At 52.1% G+C, this 20,676-nt stretch carries 16 protein-coding genes and 1 pseudogene; 12 read left to right on the top strand and 5 right to left on the bottom strand.

What is annotated here, in order from left to right; genetic code table 11:
• Positions 1 to 122 precede the first annotated feature (122 nt).
• From aldA to ABXG94_RS08920, 5 genes and pseudogenes are all read left to right on the top strand, one after another.
• Positions 123 to 1,559, top strand: coding sequence for an aldehyde dehydrogenase (gene aldA, locus ABXG94_RS08940; protein ID WP_353533617.1), 1,437 nt, complete (start codon positions 123 to 125; stop codon positions 1,557 to 1,559).
• A gap of 84 nt (positions 1,560 to 1,643) precedes the next feature.
• Positions 1,644 to 2,036 carry a cupin domain-containing protein gene (locus tag ABXG94_RS08935; RefSeq protein WP_353533616.1) on the top strand — a complete coding sequence of 131 codons (393 nt, stop codon included), beginning with the start codon at positions 1,644 to 1,646 and terminating at the stop codon, positions 2,034 to 2,036.
• Positions 2,037 to 2,080: 44 nt separating this feature from the next.
• On the top strand, positions 2,081 to 2,947 hold the full coding sequence (locus tag ABXG94_RS08930) for an SDR family oxidoreductase (RefSeq protein ID WP_353533615.1): 867 nt from the start codon (positions 2,081 to 2,083) through the stop codon (positions 2,945 to 2,947).
• A 16-nt stretch (positions 2,948 to 2,963) separates the two neighbouring features.
• Positions 2,964 to 3,710 carry an SDR family NAD(P)-dependent oxidoreductase gene (locus ABXG94_RS08925; RefSeq protein ID WP_353533614.1) on the top strand — a complete coding sequence of 249 codons (747 nt, stop codon included), beginning with the start codon at positions 2,964 to 2,966 and terminating at the stop codon, positions 3,708 to 3,710.
• Between the two features lie 93 nt (positions 3,711 to 3,803).
• A pseudogene (locus ABXG94_RS08920) lies at positions 3,804 to 4,656 on the top strand (IS3 family transposase); the annotation flags it as partial.
• Positions 4,657 to 4,977: 321 nt separating this feature from the next.
• On the opposite strand, the gene ABXG94_RS08915 reads toward ABXG94_RS08920, so the two are convergent.
• The 4 genes from ABXG94_RS08915 to ABXG94_RS08900 all read right to left on the bottom strand — a co-directional run bounded on the left by ABXG94_RS08915 (position 4,978) and on the right by ABXG94_RS08900 (position 9,401).
• A complete protein-coding gene (locus ABXG94_RS08915) occupies positions 4,978 to 6,195 on the bottom strand; it encodes an NAD(P)/FAD-dependent oxidoreductase (RefSeq protein WP_353533613.1) in 1,218 nt (405 codons plus the stop codon).
• A 107-nt stretch (positions 6,196 to 6,302) separates the two neighbouring features.
• On the bottom strand, positions 6,303 to 7,922 hold the full coding sequence (locus tag ABXG94_RS08910) for a long-chain fatty acid--CoA ligase (protein ID WP_353533612.1): 1,620 nt from the start codon (positions 7,920 to 7,922) through the stop codon (positions 6,303 to 6,305).
• 51 nt (positions 7,923 to 7,973) lie between these two features.
• Positions 7,974 to 8,876, bottom strand: coding sequence for a metal-dependent hydrolase (locus ABXG94_RS08905; protein ID WP_353533611.1), 903 nt, complete (start codon positions 8,874 to 8,876; stop codon positions 7,974 to 7,976).
• A gap of 39 nt (positions 8,877 to 8,915) precedes the next feature.
• On the bottom strand, positions 8,916 to 9,401 hold the full coding sequence (locus tag ABXG94_RS08900) for a styrene oxide isomerase (protein ID WP_353533610.1): 486 nt from the start codon (positions 9,399 to 9,401) through the stop codon (positions 8,916 to 8,918).
• Positions 9,402 to 9,520: 119 nt separating this feature from the next.
• Between ABXG94_RS08900 and ABXG94_RS08895 the strand changes: the two genes are divergently transcribed.
• Complete coding sequence (locus ABXG94_RS08895) at positions 9,521 to 12,271, top strand: winged helix-turn-helix domain-containing protein (protein WP_353533609.1); 2,751 nt, start codon at positions 9,521 to 9,523, stop codon at positions 12,269 to 12,271.
• Between the two features lie 2 nt (positions 12,272 to 12,273).
• Here the strand turns inward: ABXG94_RS08895 and ABXG94_RS08890 are convergent, their stop codons facing one another.
• On the bottom strand, positions 12,274 to 12,591 hold the full coding sequence (locus tag ABXG94_RS08890) for a 2Fe-2S iron-sulfur cluster-binding protein (RefSeq protein ID WP_353533608.1): 318 nt from the start codon (positions 12,589 to 12,591) through the stop codon (positions 12,274 to 12,276).
• Positions 12,592 to 12,710: 119 nt separating this feature from the next.
• Between ABXG94_RS08890 and ABXG94_RS08885 the strand changes: the two genes are divergently transcribed.
• The 6 genes from ABXG94_RS08885 to ABXG94_RS08860 all read left to right on the top strand — a co-directional run bounded on the left by ABXG94_RS08885 (position 12,711) and on the right by ABXG94_RS08860 (position 20,669).
• Complete coding sequence (locus ABXG94_RS08885) at positions 12,711 to 14,117, top strand: coniferyl aldehyde dehydrogenase (RefSeq protein WP_353533607.1); 1,407 nt, start codon at positions 12,711 to 12,713, stop codon at positions 14,115 to 14,117.
• Between the two features lie 232 nt (positions 14,118 to 14,349).
• Positions 14,350 to 15,009 carry an OmpW/AlkL family protein gene (locus ABXG94_RS08880; RefSeq protein WP_353533606.1) on the top strand — a complete coding sequence of 220 codons (660 nt, stop codon included), beginning with the start codon at positions 14,350 to 14,352 and terminating at the stop codon, positions 15,007 to 15,009.
• 175 nt (positions 15,010 to 15,184) lie between these two features.
• Entirely contained in the window at positions 15,185 to 15,970 is a 786-nt protein-coding gene (locus ABXG94_RS08875) for an oxepin-CoA hydrolase, alternative type (protein WP_353533605.1), read from the top strand.
• A gap of 214 nt (positions 15,971 to 16,184) precedes the next feature.
• Positions 16,185 to 18,272 (top strand): 3-hydroxyacyl-CoA dehydrogenase NAD-binding domain-containing protein, encoded by a 2,088-nt coding sequence (locus ABXG94_RS08870; RefSeq protein ID WP_353533604.1) that lies wholly within the window; start codon positions 16,185 to 16,187, stop codon positions 18,270 to 18,272.
• Between the two features lie 11 nt (positions 18,273 to 18,283).
• On the top strand, positions 18,284 to 19,462 hold the full coding sequence (locus ABXG94_RS08865) for an acetyl-CoA C-acyltransferase (protein WP_353533602.1): 1,179 nt from the start codon (positions 18,284 to 18,286) through the stop codon (positions 19,460 to 19,462).
• A gap of 10 nt (positions 19,463 to 19,472) precedes the next feature.
• On the top strand, positions 19,473 to 20,669 hold the full coding sequence (locus tag ABXG94_RS08860; RefSeq protein WP_353533601.1) for an acyl-CoA dehydrogenase family protein: 1,197 nt from the start codon (positions 19,473 to 19,475) through the stop codon (positions 20,667 to 20,669).
• The last annotated feature ends 7 nt before the right edge of the window (positions 20,670 to 20,676 follow it).

Genomic DNA, 20,676 nt, shown 5'->3' with positions numbered 1-20,676 from the left:
CCGCGCCTTTTTTCGTTTCTGACCTCAACGGTTGACAGAATCGAATTTGGGAGTAAGTATCGTATTGCAATAGATTTGTTCTGAATTACAGAACTGTTACAGGGAATGATCGGGAGAAAAGAATGACAATTCAACACCGCAACTTCATCAATGGCGGATTTGTCGATGCGAAGGCTCAGGGTATGATCCCAGTGCTCAATCCAGCGACTGGTGCGGTTTTGTCGGAAATTCCGGAAACCTCGCCTGAAGCCGTCGGAGACGCGATTGCCTCTGCCAAGGCAGCACAGAAATCATGGGAAGCAAAAGCTCCAATTGAGCGGGCGGGTTACCTCCGTCAGATCTCCGCAAAAATTCGTCAAAACGTACCTGCCCTTGCAAAGGCAATCGTGGCTGAGCAGGGCAAAACCATGGGTCTGGCGGAAGTCGAAGTGAACTTCACTGCCGACTACATCGACTATATGGCTGAGTGGGCACGCCGGCTTGAAGGTGAAATTGTCACGTCTGATAACCCGAAAGAAAGCATCTTTTTGTTCCGGCAAGCTATTGGCGTCGTGGGTGGTATCCTGCCCTGGAATTTCCCGTTCTTCCTGATCGCCCGCAAACTCGCGCCTGCGCTTCTGACAGGCAATACCATTGTTCTGAAGCCGTCTGAGGAAACACCTAACAATGCTGCGATGTTCATGGATCTGCTTGCGGAAACCGACATGCCAAAAGGTGTTGTGAACATGGTTTACGGCCGCGGTGCTGTTTCAGGTGCCGCACTTTGCGAAAGCCCAGATGTTGGCCTGTTGAGCTTCACGGGCTCCGTTGAGACCGGTTCTCGTATCATGGGCGCGGCAGCAAAGAATATTACCAAGGTAAATCTTGAACTCGGCGGGAAGGCTCCCGCGATTGTCCTGAAAGACGCGGATTTGGATTTGGCAGCTGATGCAATCGTTGCTTCACGTGTCATCAACTCTGGACAGGTCTGTAATTGTGCTGAGCGTGTTTACGTGGAAGCAAGCGTCGAGGATGAATTCGTTGCTAAGTTGTCCCAAAAGATGTCCGAGCAGAAATTTGGTAACCCGGCAGAGGACTTTACCGTCGCCTACGGACCCATGATCAATAAGGCCGGATTGGATAAGGTCGCTGGTCTTGTTGAACGTGCAAAAGCGGCCGGTGCATCGGTTGTGACAGGTGGCGAAGTGGCTGACTTGGGTCAGGGTAACTACTATCAGCCGACAGTTCTAACAGGCTGTGCTCAGGACAGCGAGATCATTCAAAAAGAAGTCTTTGGCCCAGTCTTGCCCGTCAATACAGTTAAAGACATCGACGAAGCTATCACACGCGCTAATGACAGTGATTATGGCCTGACCTCATCTATCTACACGCGCGACATCAACTCCGCGATGCAGGCTTGCCGCGAACTGAAATTCGGCGAGACCTACATCAATCGCAACAATTTTGAAGCCATGCAGGGCTACCACGCCGGTGTTCGCAAATCCGGAATCGGCGGGGCGGACGGTAAACATGGCCTCTATGAATTTACTCAAACTCATATGGTCTACATTCAAAGCTGATCTCCTGTGTAATGGATTAGCTTTCACTAGACCGGGCTTTTCAAAAGCCCGGTCCTTTTCCTTCAAAAAACGGGAGTGACCCTAATGAACGCTCAGAACTTCATTCACACAACGGTGCAACCCAGTTTCATCCTGTTCGGTGCTCCGGAAGTGCCGCGCGTCGTCAAAAATGACGAGGTAAATCTGATTGCCGGAAAAGCAGAGCAGGGCGTTTGGCTCTACAGTGATGACACCCAAAGTGGCTCAAAATTTGGCATTTGGGAATCTAATGCGGGCCGGTTTCGTGCGACGATGGAAGGCATCACTGAATTTTGCCATATACTTGAAGGCGAGGCCGAAGTCACAAACTTGGCAGACCGCTCCACCCGTATCATTAGAGCTGGGGATTCATTTGTGATGGAAGCCGGGCTGCGCACCGAATGGCACGTGCCTATCTATATCAAGAAATGCTTTGCAATCAGTAAAGTTGGTTTCTAACCGCGCTCGGCCAAACAAAGTTTTTTGGTTCTAAGTAGTGCCACGTGGGAACAGTATTGAGCTGTTGCGGTGCAGCACCCATCAAAATTGAGGGCAGCAAAAATGGACACCACTATGCATGGTCGAAACGTATTGGTTACCGGCGCATCCGGGGACATTGGCGCAGCAACAGCTCGCATTCTAGCGTCCGCCGGCGCCCATGTTTTTTACACTATCAGTCCTCCAGAAATCGGATTGAAGCATTAGCGCGCGAAGATGCGTTCCAAACTAACGGAGCCACTATAGTACATGCTGATCTGACCGTTGAGGAGGATGTGAATGACATGTTTGCAAACATCTCTTCTGACAAGATCATTCATGATTTTGTATGCAACGCGGGCTATTTGCAGGAGGAGCAGGTTCCTCTCGTGGACATGTCGCTTAGTCAGTGGAACACGACCGTTGATCGGAATCTGACATCTGTTTTCTTAAGCACTCGAGGATATTTGGGCCAACTGAAAAATGCGAGTGTTCAAGACCCTTCAGTTGTTTTGATTGGTTCTATGTCAGGCGTTTGGGGACAACCTGGACTCGCTGATTATTCGGCCGCGAAAAGTGCTATGACAAACGGCCTTCTGCCTACTCTCAAGGATGAAATTATCCGGCTTGCTCCTCAAGGACGCGTAAACTTGGTTGCGCCTGGTTTTGTTCGCACAAGAATGATCAAGGCAAAACTTGATGCGGAGGAAGAAATGAAAAAAGTACTCCAAACTGCAAGCCTCCGGAAGTTTGCTACACCTGAAGATGTTGCAAACGCTGTGGCCTTTCTGATTTCCGGCCAATTGAGTGGCCATATTACGGGCGAAATTGTTCGCCTCGTTGGCGGAAAAGAGGGTCGAGTTTTGTTTGACCTTAGTGAAATACAAGTGTGAGGATCAGAAAGTGAGAATGAATGGACGTTCCGTTTTTGTAACAGGTGGTGGTTCCGGGTTAGGGGCGACCACTGCGCAACGCCTTGCAATAGAGGGTGCAAGGGTTGTGGTTGGCGACTTAGATTTTAGTGCCGCGCAGAAAGTCGCGAATGCCATTAACGCCGATGGCTATATCGCATATGCTCAGGAAGTGGATGTAACATGCCATGAAAGTCTTGAAGCTGTGGTGCAAAAGTCCGTGGAGCGATTTGGAAAGCTAGATGGCGTATTTGCCTGCGCCGGGATCACGACGAATGGCACGGTCGTGGATATGCCTGAAAGTGACTGGGACAGGATCATGCAAGTAAATTTGAAAGGCGTGTTCTTAACTTGCAAACAGACTATTCCATTTCTGGAAAGAGCGGGCGGTGGTTCGATTGTCCCAGCCGGATCGATTACGTCGTTCACAGGGGTGTCAAAAAGTTGCGCATATGCGGCATCGAAGGCAGCACTGGTTAGCTTTTCGCGTAACATGGCGTTGGACTACGCAAAATCTTCCATAAGAGTTAACTTGGTCTGCCCGGGACATTGTGAGACACCTTTGGTACAAGAGCTGTTTCGCAATACACAGGGTTTGCGAGAAAGTTTAATAGCAAGATACCCAATGGGGAGGCTTTCAGATGAGAGAGAAATTGCAAACGCTGTTCTATTTCTGTTGTCTGATGAGAGCTCCTTTGTCACAGGAACGGAATTGGTAGTGGATGGGGGCTTTCTAGCGGCTTAATCCTGCGCATTAGAACAAACAACAAGCCTTTCCTGATTTAGCAATCGAGCAGTCTGGCGGTTGCAGCAAGGCTGAACAGCAGCTCACCCAAATCGGTTGTGTGATGTCGTTGGCGTCGACACGCGTGGACTACGGGCGTATCGCAGTCGACCTGTCAGCCGCAGGCAGCGGTCTGATCTGGTCACGTTGGCTCACATCAAAGAACAATCGTGTCTCAGCCTTGGCTGCTACGATCGGCCAAGGATGACTGAAGAGCTAAAGAGATTTGGTCTGGATGTCGGGCACCACCGTGTCGGACGCTTGATGCGCCAGAACGCATATCCATGGTCAAAACACGCAAAAACAAAGTTACGACTGACAGCAATCATAAGTTCAACATCGCCCTCAACCTGCCTGGTAGAAACTTCACGGCAGATGAACCGAACCAGAAATGGGCGCGTGATATCAGCTATGTCTGGACGCGTGAGGGCTGGTTGTATCTGGCCGTGATCTTAATCTGCATTCCCGGCGCGTCATCGGCTAGGCCGTGAGAAACCGCATGAAACGCGACCTCGCGGTCCGGGCATTGGAGATAGCCATCGCGTTCCCGCAACGGCCCAAAGGCTGCATTCATCACACGGAGCGCGGGTCGCGGGTCGCAATATTGTTCAAACGACTACCACAAACTCCCGCGCCTGCATGGGTTCAAGGTATTGAAGTCTGTCAAAGGTAATTGCTACGATATTGCGGTTGTTGAGACATTCTTCAAAACCATCAAGGCTGAGCTAATCTGGCGGCATCAATGGGATACGCGACGAAAAGCTGAAATGGCGATCTCCCACTCTCATTGATATTGCGTATCAACTGCCGGCCGGTGGAATACATCAACGGCATCTACAATCCGCGCCGCCGACACTCAGCACTCGGCTGGAAAAGCCCCGTCGCATTCGAGCGTAAGGTGGCTTAAGCGAGCACTTGCGGCGGCACAATTCCGCGACACGTCCAGGCGTTCAGGCCCAACCTGCAAGGGCTGGGATAGAGTACGCGTAGCTCAGCCGGAACGGGCAAAAAGTAGATCTTGTGTAGGTTTGGTTTCTACCCCGGAAAAAGGACTTGAGCCCGGCTATCAGGATTTCACTCGGGAAAAGTCAAGATGACCACATTGCTCGGCGGCTGTGGCGAGCCATTTCAGAATGAAATGAACTAAAAAGAGCACGGGGTCGAGTTAACTCCGTGCTCTTTTTAGTTTGATTATGGTGTATTGTTTTGTGTTGAGATTTTGGCGGAATTAACCTGCTAACATGATCTCTTTTACAGATTTGGTGACGTCGGCCACGTCTGATTTCAGGGGGGAGATGCCGGTTTCTATCATCTTCTTACCACCGAGATAGGCTTTGCGATCTCCTACGGAATCCACGGCGATCAACGTGTCGTTCTGATAGTACCAAAACGACAAACCTGCGGCTGCTGCGTCATTGCGGGTGATGACTTCGGTGTATCCAAGGTTTAGGCCGGCAATCTGTAGTTTGGTGTCGTACTGATCAGACCAAAACCACGGTTTTGGAACATAGGGCGTGTCCGTGCCTGCGATATTGGCGGCCACGCAGTCGCCGCTATCAATAGCATTTCCGACGCTTTCTAGGCGGATCGTTTCGCCGCGATAGGCGAAAGAGGCGCAATCTCCAATGGCCCAGATGTTGTCCGCAGAGGTGCGGCAATGGTCATCGGTTATGATGCCGTTGAGCACCTTGATGCCCGCGGCGTCGGCGATCTCGGAGTTGGGTGTGACGCCGATGCCAGTGATGACCAGATCAGCCGCAAGGACAGAGCCGTCTTGAAGCGCAACACCTGACACATCCTGATCACCAACCAGACCCTGAATAGGGGTGTTTTCTAGAACGTTGACGCCATTGTCTTGGTGTAACTTACGGAAGTAGTCCGAGGTTTCTTGTGCGGCGACGCGCTGCAAGATGCGAGGTTGCGACTCGATCAGGGTGACATCCATGTCGAGCTTGCGCGCCACTGCGGCGGCTTCTAGTCCGATGTAGCCGCCACCGATCACGACCAGTTTCTTGCCGGGTTTCAATTGTGGGGCGAGCTGGGCCACGTCGTTTTTGCCACGTATGCAAAAGACGTTACCCAACGCGCCACCGATTGCATCCGGTAGGTGGCGCGGGGTGGCACCGGTGGCGAAAACCAGATGATCAAACGAAAGCGTTGCGCTCTTGTCTGTGGTGACGGTTTTGCCTGCGACGTCCACTTGGGTGGCCGTTTCTTCCAGCAGTAGCGAAATATTGTTGTCCGCCCAGAACGCAGCCGGGCGCAGCAACAGGCGATCTTCGGTTAGATCGCCACGCAGAAAGGCCTTGGATAGGGGAGGGCGCTGATAGGGGGGCGTGGGCTCTTGGCCGATGATCGTAATATCGGCATCATACCCCAGCGCGCGGAGTTTGATTGCCAAGGACGCGGCGGCCTGGCCGGCGCCGATTACCAGGGTTCCAGTCATTGTATGTCTTTCATTTGAGGGGCGGGTAAACAGCGACTGTCAGGATGTATCTTGGGAGGAGAAGGGATTGCACCTAATCCTGACAGTCTGTTCGGAATGTCCTCAAATCAGGGGTCTAAGGAAACGCTTCCAAATTTTTCGCGCAGCTGATTTTTAACAATCTTGCCTGTCGCGTTGCGTGGGATTTCGTCCACAAAGATCGCCCGATCAGGGATTTGCCAATTGGCAATTTTATCGCGGTAGATGCTTAGGATGTCTGCCTCGGAGGGAGATGCACCTTCGACCAGTTTCACCAGAATAATTGGACGTTCGTCCCACTTTGGATGCGGAACCGCGATTGCGGCAGCGTCCATGACTTCTGGATGAGCGATTGCGATGTTTTCCAATTCTACCGAGGAAATCCATTCACCACCCGATTTGATCAGGTCTTTGGAGCGATCCAAGATGGTGATGAAACCGTCCTGATCCATTGCTGCAATATCACCAGTGTCAAACCAACCGTCTTCGGTCGCGTCGTTTTCTGCGTTGAAATATCGCTGCACGATCCAATGGCCTTTGATTTGCAGAATACCGGTGCCTCCGGAACCTGTTTTGATCTCGGCACCCTCGTCATCCAACAGACGAAGCTGCACGCCAAAGGGGGGACGGCCCTGACTGACGCGTATTTGATTTTGTTCATCTTCTGACAACGAAAGCTGCGCGTTTTTTAGCTGGTTTATGACCCCCAGCGGGCTAGTCTCGGTCATGCCCCAAGCGTGAATGACTTCGACGCCAAAGCCTTTGCGGAATGTGTCCATCATCGACGGTGGACAAGCCGCGCCGCCAACGACAGTGCGTTTCAGCGATAGGTTTTCTGGTTTGTTCGCTGTCAAGGCCTGCAACAACCCGCCCCAAATCGTTGGAACGCCAGCCGCAAATGTGGCTTGTTCTTCGTTGATCAAGGTCAACAGGCTTTCGCCATCCAGTTTTGGACCCGGCAATAGCAACTTACAGCCAGACATTGCCGCAGCATATGGGATACCCCATGCGTTCACATGAAACATTGGCACCACGGTCAGCACAGATTCCTTGGCGCTGATGGCCATCGCGTCTGCAGCCATCAAAGCCATGGAATGCAAGATGGTGCTGCGGTGCGTATAGGCCACGCCTTTGGGATTACCCGTTGTGCCGGATGTGTAGCACAGGCTGGAGGCATGGTTTTCTTCGAAATTTGGCCAAGTGAAATTAGAATCGCCTGTGGCGATGAAATCTTCGTAGAACTCGGCCCGTGGCAACAGCTCTGCCAAAGCATCGGTTTTTGGTGCCATGATGACGATGCGATCTAGCACGGTCAACTTGTCAGCCAAATTGGCCACGATGGGCGCAAAGGTTTCATCCACAAACAGGATGCGGTCCTTTGCGTGGGTTACGATATATTCCAACTGCGCCGGGAAAAGGCGAGGGTTGATCGTGTGGCAGACATAACCAGCACTAGAACTACCAAAATAAATCTCTAGGTGGCGCAGGTTGTTCCAAGCGATGGTCGCGATGCGGTCGCCTTTGTTTAGGCCGGCCTTTGTGAGGGCACTGCCCAATTGGCGCGCGCGTTTAGCAACTGATCTCCAGTTGCTTTTTGTCTTGGTGCCATTGGTTTCGATGCCGACAACTTCGGTTGCGGCGTGGTATCTTTCAGCGTGGTCGATCGCAGAACCGATAGTCAGTTGCTGCGCCATCATTTTTCCAAGCATTTCTTTTCCTTTGGACTGAAGCGATCTCTCGAGTTTTAGGTTCGGATGATCTTAGTCAGGCATTTCGTACATGAGGATTCGCGCCATACGGCTGTGATCAATAGAGAGCACTTCGCCGCCATCGCTTTCCCAGTTGCGCCATGCAAAACCGACAGGATTTTTGCGTTGGTTCACGAGCGGGTGGTCGCGAGGAGTATAGTTGCGTTTCAATACCGGTTTTGCGAGCCAAGCCATTTGCGCCATGGTTTTGGTCAAGAAGCTGATGCTTTTCCAAGTGCCACGAACGGATTTGAAGTAACCCTCGACTTTACACATGTGGAAGTAGGCTTTGCAGGTTTCTTTGGTGATGTGCCAAAGGGCCTCGCCGACCATGCGGCGGCGGTACCATTCATCTTCGCCAAAGAGGTGTTGATAGGCCTCAAAGGCCACGGCACCGTGTTCCACTTCTTCGACCTGATGCCAGACCCAAAGCGCGCGCACGATCGGATTGGCGTCGTGCATCCACTTTTCATAGTTGTCTAAGATGATCATGCCCGCGAGAAATGTGAAGGTTTCATACCCCGCAGTGAAGCCGACAAGACGGCGCAAATCGTCTTTGCGTGCCATAGTGGCAAAGTCTTTTTTGGCGTGTTTGTCCAGCGCGTCGCCTTTTGGATAGCAATCCGCCAAGTACTTGTTGAAGTCGATAAAGTTCTTAGCGTGATGCGCTTCTTGTCCGATGATGTCTGACACATCGCTGCGCAGCTGATCATCGGTGATTTCTTTCTTGGCTTTGCCAAGGGCTGCGATCAAGTAGCGTTCGAAATAGGGGATATGGACCCCTAGAGCGTTGATAAATATCGCGAATTCTGGGCAAGATTTGCTCCAAACTGGTGACTCCATCTCTGAAGTTTCAAACTTCAGGGTACGCACCTTTATGTTGTCCATTGGGTGTTCGTCAGTGATCTTAGTCATGACTTCCTCCTCCTTTGACTGTGTCGCGGTAGATGCCGCTTACAGATGTCGTTTGCTCGGTAGGTTCGCCAGTAGGCGGATCAGAACGAGCAAAAGTAGAACTGCTGCGATGACCGCGGGAACATAGGCGACATAAGATGCCCAGTTTGCGCCACCTGCCGGTGTTTCGTTCAACGCTAGACCCCGGTTTGGAGAGAACGCGCCGAAAAAATAAAACAGCACGTTCGCCCAGGCGATAAAGACTAGGCTTTTGCTGATTGAGGATTCTTGACTACTGCTGAGCGTGAAACGTGGACGCAATGCAGCAAAGGCCAAAAGCATCAGACCATTCATTAGGCAGCCGGTGTGCATCCGTGCCCATGCGGACGTGGTGCCCGGTAGCTCGTAGTCGATGACGAATGGAATTGGCGATAGGCTGATTTGGCCTAGAATCGAAAACGTTAGTCCGAATCCGCTAAATAGCCCCACGATCATCACGAGAATTCCGTGTTTAATCAGTCTGTTCGTATGCAGGTGATCTGACATACTGTCCTCCCAGTGTTTTATTTTCTCGATATTTAGGGCAACTGATCGAAAGCGACCCCAAACTTTAGGTTAGGGAGCTCGTGATTTCAGTCTGTTAGAAAGACTGTAGGGAGAAGGTCATGGATGAGAAGCAAGGGAACCAAGATGGTAGCATCTTGATTGATACCAAGCTGCAATCGCCAAAGTTAACAAAGTCGAACGTCACGCGCGGCAAGATCGTCACGCGATTCAAAGCCCTGTCATCAGAGTCTGCGCTTTTTGTTGCCGCAACAGGATACGGCAAAACAACGATCATGCGACAGTTGTTTGATACGGTGACAGCCGCAGGTCAGCGCACTGCTTGGTTGAGTTTTGATACATTGGATGATCAACCACAGACCTTTTTTGGATATTTTGTTCAGATGCTGTCTGAGGCAAGAGTTATCGACCGGCGTGAGTTGTTCCAGCAGACCAGCTTTGCTGAAGAAGAAGAATTTGACGTTGCCTTTGCGCTGATCAGCCAGGCGGCGGCGCGTGTATCTGAACCAACTGCCCTGTTCTTTGACGATTTCCACTTTATTAAAAATCCCAGCCTGATGCGTGGTTTCGGGCGCTTTCTGGATTCTAAGTCTAACTCACTTCGGGTGTACATTTCGTCTCGTACTGTGCCGCGTTTGGAATTTGATCGGCGGGAGATGGAAGGTAGTTTTGTCGTTGTTGATGCAGGACAGTTGAAGTTTTCGCAGATTGAGGCTGAGACATTCTTTGAACGGTCAGAACTGCGTTCGCTTTTGCCTTCGGATGTTTCTGAGATTCTGAATTCAACAGAAGGCTGGGTTGCCGGGCTGCAGATTGCATCGATTTCGATGAATACGTCGACCAAGCGCATATCGTCGATTCCGTCACAGTTCAGCGGATCAAAAGAGCGCGTGGCGCGCTATCTTTATGACAATGTGATGGAGCGCGTGCCCGAAGGCGTTCGGGACTTCTTGCTAAGTACAGCGCCGCTAAGCCGGTTTTGCGTGCCGATGTGTGAATTCGTGCGCGGGGAAAAGGGCAATAAGGCTATTCTGCAATGGCTGATGGATACCAACCTGTTTCTTGTGTCGCTGGATGAAACCGCGACTTGGTATCGGTACCACCATCTGTTTGCGGAATTTCTCCTTGAGACAGCGCAAAATGATCCGAATTTTTCGAAATCCGACATCCACCATAAGGCAAGCCAATGGTGCCTAGAGAATGGATTTCTGGATGAGGCGGTAAATTACCTGCTGGATATCAAAGATTTTGACGAGGCTGCCCGGATTATCAGCGAGTCTGCTCCGCGTATCGCGCGCCAGAATGGTGATAATCATCTGCTGATCCGTTGGATCGAGCGTTTGCCCTCTGAGCATCAGGAGCGCTATCCGGCGATGATGTTGGATTATGCGTTTTCACTGGCGTTCACACATTCCACCGATCCGGCTTTGAAAATTGTTGCCCGTATTCGTGACGCCATGCAGGGCGCTGATACCAGCGATTTAGCTGTGGCAGAGACGCTGGCCTATGCGGAAACCGTCGAAGCGCTGGCGCGGGCCGCTAAGGATGACACGGAAGCAGCGCTAGAGATGATTTCGGAAACGCGTAAGCGATGGCCTGCGTGTGAAGCCGGGGTGCAGGGTATTATGGCCAATGTGACGGCCTATTGTCAGATGGCCAACAACCGTGCGGGCGCCGCTATCAAAGAAGCGATGAGTGCACGTGTTTTGGGCATGCAGGCCGGGTTGCCATATGTCTGGCTTTGGGCCGATTGCATCGAGGTTATGGTGCATTGCCGCATGGGCAACTTGGATGCGGCCAAGGCGCCGTTGAAACGTGCGCTAGAGGCCTCGGGCGAAGAGGGTGAAAACACCTTGCTTGGTTTGATGGTGCATATGTTGGCAGCCAATCTAGCCTATCTTAGCGGTGATGTGCCTTTGGCACAGATCGAGTTGGCTTCTGGCACAGGGTATTCGGCGACCTACGGGCCGTTGGAGCCGCTGCTAATTTCGCACAAAGTTCGGTCCGGAACGGCGGCAATCAATGGCAACCCGGCGCGGGCGCTTGAGATTCTAGAGCGCGGTCAAACGCTGGGTTTACGCAACGGATTGCCAAGTCTTGCCTTTATGACGGTGTGTTTGCAGATTTCACATTACAGTCGTCGACAAGAGGCCGAGACTGCACGCCGAATTGCAGAGCAATGGGGCGTATATGATGGCAGTTGGGGTACACGGTTCAGCAAGCCCAATGAGATTATTGCTGTGTGTCAGCGCCGCATTATGGCCGAGGTGGCAATTGCCGAAGGGGCATTTGATGAGGCCGCGCAAACGGTTGAGGATCTTGAGCGCAGGTTGAAAAACCGCTGGCCGCAGGAAGAGCTGCTGACCCTTAGCATTCTAAAGTCACACGCCTATTTTCAGGCTGGCCGGCACAACGACGCAGCACGCGAGTTGTCGCGCACGTCGCAGGTTGCAGACAAGCATGGAATCTACGTTCCCTTTATCGAATTCGCTGGGTATGTGCGCCCCATTTTGAAGAGCATCGTTGAAATGCGACGTAAGGTCGGGACGTCGGAAGATTTGATTCTGGAAGCGCCAGAATTCAAAATTTTGCGTCTGGTGGATCCGTGCGACCCGAAAGCGAGTGAGGCTGAGGCCGATGCGGATGACGGATGGATTGTAGAGGATTTGACCAATCGCGAGGTCGAACTGTTGCAACTTATTGAAAGCGGCATGACCAATGCGCAATTGGCAGCTCATCTGGTGCTGTCAGTCGCCACGGTTAAGTGGCACCTGCACAACGTGTTTCAAAAGCTTGGTGTTAAGAACCGCATGGGTGCTTTGGCGAAAGCCCGCAAATGCGGGCTTTTATAGGCTTATTGTTCTGTTTCGACTGTCGCGTGTAGGCCGTCCATTTCGTCGGTTAGGGTGATCTGACAGGTCAGGCGGCATTTTTCTGGGGATTCGACAGAGAATTCCAACATGTCGTCTTCTTCTTCACTGCGGCTCTCTAGAAGGTGCAACCAGTCCGGTGAAAACGACATGGCGCAGGTGCCACATGCAGCTGCGCCGCCGCAGTCTGCATCAACGCCGCGAATCGAGTTGTTTTTTGCCGCTTCCATCAGCGTGGTGCCTGCGGTCACTTCAAGTTCATGAGCTGCTTTATCAGCGTCGACAATGATAATCTTGACCATTGGTTCCTCCAATTTCCGTTATTGTACGTTCTAATTACGAAACGAATGGGAAAACCCATCCTTAAGTTCGGGCGATGGTCGAATTGCTTCCTTTAATGAGATTTTAAGGGAGAAGATTCATGAACCACATTCGTCCAATATTCGAAAAGCAAAAGGCGGCCTTTGAAGTTGACCCTTACCCCAGCCTCGCGACGCGCTTGGATCGTCTTCACAAATTGGCTGGCGCTTTGGGGAAACACAAGGAAGGGCTCATCTCTGCGATTAACAAGGATTTCGGGTGCCGTGCGCGCTCTGAGACGTTGATTGCTGAAATCCTTGGTAGCCATGGGGCCATTCACTATGCTGAGAAGAACCTGAAGAAGTGGATGAAGGCTAAGAGACGCCACACCTCTTTCTGGTCGTTGCCAGCGAAATGTTATGCGATGCCGCAGCCCTTGGGCGTGGTTGGCATTATGGCGCCTTGGAATTATCCGCTGCACCTAAGTATTGCGCCTTTGGTGGCCGCATTGGCTGCGGGCAATACTGTGATGCTCTGGCTTTCTGAAGAAACACCAAATCTTGCCAAGTATCTGGCGGATTTGTTGGCAGACACTTTTGAGCCTGAGATTGTCACAGTTGTGCAGGGTGACCCTTCGCTTGCGCCACATTTCTCGAGCCTGCCATTTGATCGCCTGCTGTTCACTGGGTCGACGCGTGTGGGTAAATTGATCGCGGCGGCTGCTGCGCCAAACCTGACACCGGTCACGTTGGAGCTGGGGGGAAAAAGCCCGGCAATTGTTGCACCGGATTATTCGGTGAAAGAAGCTGCCGAGCGGATCACCTGGGGTAAGTCGTTTAATGCAGGCCAGACCTGTATCGCTCCAGACTATGCATTGGTGCCAAACAAACATGTCGAGGAATTCGGCCAAGAGGTGCTGAAGAACTTTAAGAAGTTCTACAATTCGATCTTGGATTACGATTATACCGCGATCATTTCGGAACGCTTTTTCCGCCGTTTGAAGGACCTGCTGAAAGAAGCCGAAGAAAAAGGCGCGACGATCATTCAGCCAGATGGCATTACGGAAAGCGTGGTGGATTCCACCTATAAGTTCCCTCTGACCATCGTACTGAATGCGCCACAAGATTGTGCGCTGATGCAGGAAGAGATATTTGGTCCGATTTTGCCGATCGTTGGCTACGATAAGATCGAAGACGCCATTGCCTATATCAGCGCCAATGAACGCCCGCTATCGCTGTATTGCTTTAGCGGTGACCAATTGGTGCGCCGTGAAGTGATGCGGAAAACGCATTCGGGTTCCATGGGTGTGAACGAAGCCTTGCTGCAATATATCCAAGAAGACCTCGCCTTTGGTGGTGTCGGTCAAAGTGGCATGGGTGCTTATCACGGCAAAGAAGGCTTTGATACGTTCAGCCACTATAAATCGGTCTTTGAGCAAAAGGGGCTTGGGCATTTCACTGGGGTGAAGTTGCTGTATCCGCCGTATGGGCCGATCTCGAAATTGGTTCTGAAATTGATGGGGGCCTAAGCCCTAAATAAAAAAATCCAACCGACCCCGCCTAAAGGCTGGGGTTGGTTCAAATCGGATTTGCCAAGCTAAGAAATGGTTGCTTTCGAACATAACAACGAATGCGACCCTCAAAGCAAAAAGGCTTTGGGGGAAGACGAAGAAACGAGCCCAGAAGAGGCTCAGTATAGCGCATTTCTCGCGACATCAGCGAGATATCTGATCGGAAATCGCGCTTTAACGGGAGGACAGAATGAATTCAAAAATGCTTTGCAGCGCACTGGCGCTGGTTGCGGTAACTGCTACGGCTGCCCATGCGGGTGATAGTGGTTGGTACGTTCAAGCCGGTGTCGCGAGCGTCGCTTTCAATGAAAGCACATCGCTGACGGCAGCAGGTGGCGCAGTGCCGTCATCTAACGTCGACGTTTCCAGTGAGTTAGCTTTGGGTGTTGGCATTGGTTACTTTTTTAACCCGAATGTTTCCGTGATCGGTATCATCGGTACGCCCCCAACAAGTAGCATTACTGGCGAAGGAACAATTGCCGGTTTGGATGTTGGTGAGGTTACCTATGGGCCGGCTATTCTGGCGGCTAACTATCACTTCAATCCACAAGGGCGTCTCCAGCCATTTGTCGGTGCTGGCATCAGCTATACGATGGTTTTTGATGAAAGCGACGGCTCGGTAAATGACCTATCAATTGATAACGCCTTTGGTGGCGTGTTGCGTGCTGGGTTTGATTATCTGATTGATGACAAGCAGGGCGTCTTTTTCTCTGCCAATAAGCTTATCACTAAGACGACGATCACAGGCACTGTGAGTCCTGCCGTACCTGGTTTTGGCGGTGCGCCTGTTGTGGCTGAAGTCGACTTAAATCCATGGATCTTGCATGCCGGTTACACATACCGCTTTTAGCTATCCACAATGTCCCCGCACTCCCAGCGCCTCTCATATGTGGACCCCATGCCTCGGTCGAAGAATTCGAAAATCCTAAGGCTTCTCCAGTTAGCATATTCGCTGCCTTCTGAGGGGTATTTTAACATTTTTGACGTTACACGGCACGCCTTGTGCCGCCATGAAAGGTGAGCGCATGACGCAGACTTTCCGTAAGGACGTGCAAGAAGGGCATGTCGTCTTTTGGAATACGAACTCAAAGTACAAGAACGCTTTGACCGAGTCCTACAACCTTGCACTGATTGAGGCGTTGGAAGAGGCCAGTGCCGATGCTGCTATTGGAAGCGTGATCCTTGCGGCAGAAGGGGATTTCTTTTGCTCGGGTGGCGATCTGAACTTTTTGAAAGAAAATAACAGCCTTTCTGAGCAAGAGCGGTTTGATAACATCAATGCGTTGCATGATGTAATCAAAGCCATTCGCACCTGTACCAAGCCGGTGATTTGTGCGGTTGAAGGTGGCGCGGCGGGTGCTGGGCTGTCTTTGATGATGGCTTGTGACATGATCGTCGCTGCTGAGCAGAGTAAGCTCATTCTGGCCTATGTAAATGCTGGGCTTGTGCCTGACGGTGGGGTGACCCATTCGCTGCGCGCCGCACTTCCGCGAGCATTAGTGTCTAAGCTTGCTATGCTGGGTGAGCCGATTTCGGCGCAGCGTCTGTTTGAATTGGGCGCAATTTCTGAAGTGACTTTGAAGGGGAAAGCTCTAGAGGAGGCGCAGAAATTGGCCGCACGGATTTACGCAGGGCCGGATAAAGTGATTGGTAGCATTAAGGCACTGTTGGAAGCCGCAGAAACGAATGGCTTGGATGCTCAGCTTGATCTGGAATGCAACACAATGGCGCAGGCTTTGGCTGGCGAAGAGGCCAGTATCGGCGTTTCTGCATTCTTGAATAAGGAAGCGCCAAAGTTCCGCTCATCATAATCAAAGTTGAACAGCTAGCCTAAGTGGTGTGCCGGACTTGCTGATGGTCAGCGCATGCCGCTGTTTTCACGGGCCTAAACCGGGAAAATTTCCGCGTTTCGCCTGTTATTCGAAGTAACCTTAGGTTCCATTTAACAGAAATAAATTCTACATATTGAAATTTATGAAGATTGATGCGATGACTTTCCCACACAATTCACGACTCAGGTGACACATGACCAACGCCGTAAAAATTGAAACTGTAGAAAATGTAGCTGTCATTGAGGTGTCGAACCCTCCGGTGAACGCGCTTTCTCAAGCTGTTCGTGCCGGACTGGCCGATTGTGTTGCTCAGGCAAATGCCAATGAAACTGTGCAAGCGGTCGTTATTTGCTGTGAAGGTCGCACCTTTATTGCCGGTGCGGATATTCGTGAATTTGGTAAGCCGCATGCGGAACCATCCTTGCCTGCGGTCATCGAAACGATCGAAGCCTCTGCAAAGCCCGTGGTTGCTTCTCTGCATGGAACCGTTCTGGGTGGTGGTCTAGAAGTTGCATTGGGTGCGCATTATCGCATAGCACAGCCAAACACTCGTTTTGGCCTGCCTGAAGTGACTTTGGGTCTGTTGCCAGGGGCAGGGGGCACGCAGCGTTTGCCACGTGTTGTTCCCGTGAAGATGGCTTTGGACATGATCACCTCTGGCCGTCAGATCAAAGTGGCTGAGGCGCAAGAGGCTGGTTTGGTTGATGCGGTTGCAGATCAAGATGATCCGCGTACTGCTGGTATCGCTTATGCGATGACATTGTTGTCTGAAGGTAAGCTGGCGCGTCCAACCGGTGCGTTGCCATGCAACAGCGCTGAAGATGGTCTGTTTGACACAGCCCGCGCAACTTTGGCGAAAAAGATGCGTGGCCAGTTCGCGCCGCAGAAATGCGTTGACGCGATTGAAAATGCAACCAAGCTGCCAATCACCGAAGGTTTGGCGCAAGAGCGTGCATTTTTCCAAGACCTTATGAATGGCGATCAGCGTTCTGCGTTGATCCATGCGTTCTTCTCAGAACGCCAGGTGGGCAAGTTGCCCGAAATCAAAGATGTATCACCACGTGACATCGCCGCGATTGGGGTCGTGGGCGGCGGTACGATGGGTGCCGGCATTGCTGTTAGCTCTCTCCTTGCTGGGCTCACCGTGACCTTGATCGAGCGGGACCAAGCGTCGGCCGATCGAGCGACCTCATCTGTTTCCAAAATGCTGGAAGGGTCCGTAAAGCGCGGCAAGCTAAGCCAAGCTGCGTTTGACGACATTCTGGCAAACCGCTTTGCGGCCACATCTGACTATCAGGATCTGGCGAATGCGGACATCGTTGTTGAGGCTGTCTTTGAAAGCCTTGAGGTTAAAAAAGACGTCTTTGGCCAGCTGGATGCGATCTGTAAACCGGGCGCGATTTTGGCCTCTAACACCTCTTATCTGGACGTAAACGCCATCGCCGAGATGACAAAACGTCCTGAGGATGTGATTGGCCTGCACTTTTTCTCGCCAGCGCATGTGATGAAGCTGCTTGAAGTGGTTGTGGCGGATAAGACCTCTGCCGAAGTCGTCGCGACTGGTTTTGCCTTTGCCAAGAAGCTGCGCAAAGTTGCTGTACGGTCTGGTGTTTGTGATGGGTTCATTGGCAACCGTTTGTTGTCGCATTACCGTCAAGCAATGGACGGCGTCGTGATTGCGGGTGCAAGCCCATATGACGTTGACCGTGCATTGGTGAATTTCGGCATGGCGATGGGGCCATTTTCGGTGGCTGACCTTGCTGGCCTGGATATCGGATGGGCGACACGCAAGCGTTTGGCACCAACCCGTGATCCGCGTGAGATGTATGCGGAATTCTCGGATCGTCTTTGTGAGAAAGATCGTTTTGGCCGTAAGACTGGCCGTGGTTTCTATATCTACGAAGATGGCAAGCCGTCGGCAGACCCAGAGGTTCTGGAGATCATTGCTGCTGAGCGCACGGATAATGGCGTGAAGGCACAAGAGATCAGCGATCAAGAGATCGTCGATCGTTATATGGCCGCCATGATCAACGAAGCGGCGCGCGTCTTGGAAGAGGGCATTGCCCTGCGTCCGCTAGATGTCGATGTGACGCTGTTGAATGGCTATGGCTTCCCACGCTGGCGCGGTGGTCCGATGCAATATGCGGACACTGTAGGCCTGGACAAAATTCTGAACGACATCAAACGCCTGTCCCAAGAGGACGATTTCATGTGGCAACCGGCCCCATTGTTGGAGCGACTGGTGGCTGAAGGCAAAACATTTGCCGATCTGAACGGGTAAAGGAAATAGCAATGAAACAAGCGGTTATCGTCTCTACGGCACGCACAGGTCTGGCAAAGTCTTACCGAGGTGCCTTCAACGAAACTCATGGCGCGACTATGGCTGGCCATGCGATTGAACATGCTGTCGCACGATCTGGTGTGAACCCTGATCTGATCGAAGATGCTCTGATTGGTTGCGGCTATCCTGAAGCTTGGACAGGCAGCAACATCGCGCGTCAGGCCGTCATCCGTGCAGGCCTGCCTGTGACGGTTGCGGCGGCAACTGTGAACCGGTTCTGCTCGTCCGGTTTGCAAGCGATCGCGATGGCGGCGAATACGGTCACCACCGAAGGTGCGGACGCGGCGATTGCTGGTGGTGTTGAAAGCATCAGCCAGATGCCTCCGTCACGTCCTCCGCAGGCGAAAGAAAGCTGGATCGTTGAAAACAAGCCAGAGACTTATCTGTCGATGATTCAAACCGCGGATATTGTGGCGCAACGCTATAACATCAGCCGCGAAGCGCAGGATGAGTTGGCGTTGGAAAGCCAAAAGCGGACAGCAGCAGCGCAGGGGTCCGGTAAGCTGGACGATGAGATTGTCCCAATCACTGTAACGCAGGCGTTCAAAGATCGTGAAACTGGTGAGGTTACCCATAGGGAGGTGACCTTTAGCATGGATGATTGCAACCGCCCGAACACCACTTTGGAAGGCTTGGCTGGTTTGAAGCCCGTTCAGGGCGAAGGTCATTTCATCACTGCGGGTAACGCATCACAATTGTCTGATGGTGCAGCCGCATTGGTGGTGATGGACGCAGATGCAGCGGCACGCGAAGGCATAGAACCGTTGGGTGCATTCAAAGGTTTTGCTGTTGCAGGTTGTGAGCCAGATGAAATGGGCATTGGTCCGGTTTTTGCCGTGCCACGTCTGTTGAAACGTCATGGTTTGACCGTGAATGACATCGATTTGTGGGAATTGAACGAGGCCTTTGCGTCCCAGGCGCTGTATTGCCGTGACCGCCTAGAGATTGATCCTGCGATTTGTAATGTGAACGGCGGCTCTATCTCGATTGGTCACCCGTTTGGCATGACCGGTGCGCGTATGACGGGGCATCTGCTGATCGAAGGCAAACGTCGTGGTGCCAAGTTGGGTGTTGTGACGATGTGTATCGGTGGTGGCCAAGGTGCCGCTGGCCTGTTCGAAATTTTCTAGGGAGCGGGTGATGGATCTGAACTACACCGAAGAACAAGAGGCGTTTCGCGCCGAGGTGCGCAGCTTTTTGGCTGATAACCTGCCGGACCACATTGCCGAAAAAACTCGGTTGGGGAAACAGCTGACCAAGGCGGATACGGAAGAATGGAATGCCATTCTGAATGCCCGTGGGTGGTTGGCTGCCAATTGGCCAAAAGCCTATGGAGGCGCTGAATGGAACGCGGTGGAGCGTCAGATTTTTGAAGAAGAGGCTTGTTTGGCCCATGCTCCGCGTCTGGTGCCCTTTGGCCTGACGATGCTAGCGCCTGTTTTGCTGGCCTTCGGTAGCGAAGAGCAGCGTCAACGTTTCTTGCCACGTATCTTAAGTGGCGAAGACTGGTGGTGTCAGGGCTATTCAGAGCCGGGTGCTGGTTCTGACCTAGCGGCGGTGAAAACCCGTGCTGTGTTGGACGGCGATCATTACGTCGTGAATGGCCAAAAGACTTGGACCACACTGGGTCAACACGCCAACTGGATTTTCTGCCTTGTGCGGACAAATACCGAAGTCAAAAATCAGGCGGGTATTTCCTTTCTGTTGATCGACATGAATACGCCGGGTGTCACCGTGCGCCCAATCAAATTGATTGATGGAGATGCCGAAGTGAACGAGGTGTTTTTCGACGATGTGCGCGTGCCTGTCGAAAATTTGGTGGGTGAACAGGACAAGGGCTGGACCTATGCCAAGTATCTGCTGACGCACGAACGTACTAATATTGCAGGCGTTGGTTTTTCTGATGCGGCTCTGGCAACGTTGAAACACGTTGCGGCCAATACAGCATCGGGTGGCAAACCGCTGAATCAGAACCCGCATTTCGCAGCGCGCTTGGCGCAGGTTGAAATCGATTTGATGGCGATGCGTACCACCAACTTGCGAGTTATTAGTGCGGCTGCGAAAGGGCAGGCACCGGGTGCGGAAAGCTCGATGTTGAAAGTGAAAGGCACCTTGTTGCGCCAAGAGCTGACATCGTTGCTGCGCCGCGCAGCAGGACCGGATGCCATGCCGTATCTGCCTGATTACCTAGAGGGCGGCGACAACGTTGACGCCATGGGGCCGGAACACGCGGCTTCGGCAGCACCGACTTATTTCAATATGCGTAAGCTCTCGATCTTTGGCGGTGCCAACGAGATTCAGCGCACGATCATTTCCAAAGCCATCTTGGAACTCTGAAAGGCCG

It is taken from the genome of Cognatishimia sp. WU-CL00825 (assembly GCF_040364665.1).
In the GTDB taxonomy this organism is placed as follows: domain Bacteria; phylum Pseudomonadota; class Alphaproteobacteria; order Rhodobacterales; family Rhodobacteraceae; genus Cognatishimia.
This window is presented reverse-complemented; position numbering and strand designations above follow the sequence as displayed.